Origin of the sequence: Streptomyces phytophilus, assembly GCF_013870535.1 — a bacterium.
Lineage (GTDB): Bacteria > Actinomycetota > Actinomycetes > Streptomycetales > Streptomycetaceae > Streptomyces > Streptomyces phytophilus.
This window is the reverse complement of the sequence record NZ_JACBXC010001705.1, coordinates 1-1,049: the sequence shown is the minus strand read 5'-3', so window position 1 is coordinate 1,049 and position 1,049 is coordinate 1. Positions and strand designations below refer to the sequence as shown.

General features: G+C 71.6%; 2 protein-coding genes. Both read left to right on the top strand.

Annotation, left to right across the window (positions count from 1 at the left end):
* Positions 1 to 70 precede the first annotated feature (70 nt).
* Entirely contained in the window at positions 71 to 901 is an 831-nt protein-coding gene (locus tag H5J30_RS35385) for an aldo/keto reductase (protein ID WP_181791884.1), read from the top strand.
* Positions 902 to 926: 25 nt separating this feature from the next.
* A partial coding sequence (locus tag H5J30_RS36160; RefSeq protein ID WP_258563700.1) for an NAD(P)-binding domain-containing protein occupies positions 927 to 1,049 on the top strand: 123 nt, incomplete at its 3' end.

The window sequence follows — 1,049 nt, the reverse complement described above, 5'->3', positions numbered from 1 at the left end:
TTTCGCCCATGGCAGCCTCCGGCCCCCGCCTTATACTGAACGCACCGTACGATAAAGGGAAGGAGCACGTGTGACCAGCGTCCCGGTCCGCAGGCTCAACGACGGTACGAAGCTCCCCGCCCTCGGCCTCGGCACATATCCGATGGACGACGCGCAGGCCGAGCGGGCGGTCGCCACCGCCCTGGAGACCGGCTACCGGCTGGTCGACACCGCGCTCAACTACGGCAACGAGACGGGCACCGGCCGCGGCATCGTCCGCAGCGGCGTGCCGCGCCAGGACGTCGTCGTCACCACCAAGCTCCCCGGCCGCCACCACGGCTACGAGCAGACGCTCGCCTCCTTCGAGGAGTCCCGCAAGCGGCTGGGCGTGGGCTACGTCGACCTGTACCTGATCCACTGGCCGCTGCCGCGCGTGGACCTGTACACCGACTCCTGGCGCGCGATGATCAGGCTGCGCGAGGAGGACCTCGTGCGCTCCATCGGCGTCTCCAACTTCACCGTCGCCCAACTGGACCGGCTGGAGCGGGAGACGGGCGTGCTGCCCGCGGTCAACCAGATCGAGCTGCACCCCCACTTCCCGCAGGAGGAGCTGCGCTCGTACCACGCCGGGAAGGGCATCGCCACGCAGAGCTGGAGCCCGCTGGGCCGCGGCACCGACGTGCTGGCCGACCCGGCGATCGCCCGGGTGGCCGAGGCGCACGGCGTGACCCCCGCCCAGGCGGTGCTGCGCTGGCACACGCAGCTCGACGCCGTGCCCATCCCCAAGTCCGCGGATCCCGTACGGCAGCGCGAGAACCTCGACGTCTTCGGCTTCGAGCTGTCGGCCGCCGAGATGGCCTCGGTCGCGGGCCGTGAGCAGCGGCGCGTGGGCGGCGACCCGGACGTGCACGAGGAGTTGTGACCCGCGCGCCGGATGCGGCGCCGCGCTGCCGAGCTACGACAGAGGAGTCCGCAGGGTGAGAGCAGCAGTACTGGGAACGGGAGTGATGGGCGCGGGCATGGCGCGCTCGCTGCTTCGCGGCGGCGTCGAGGTGACCGTGTGGAACCGC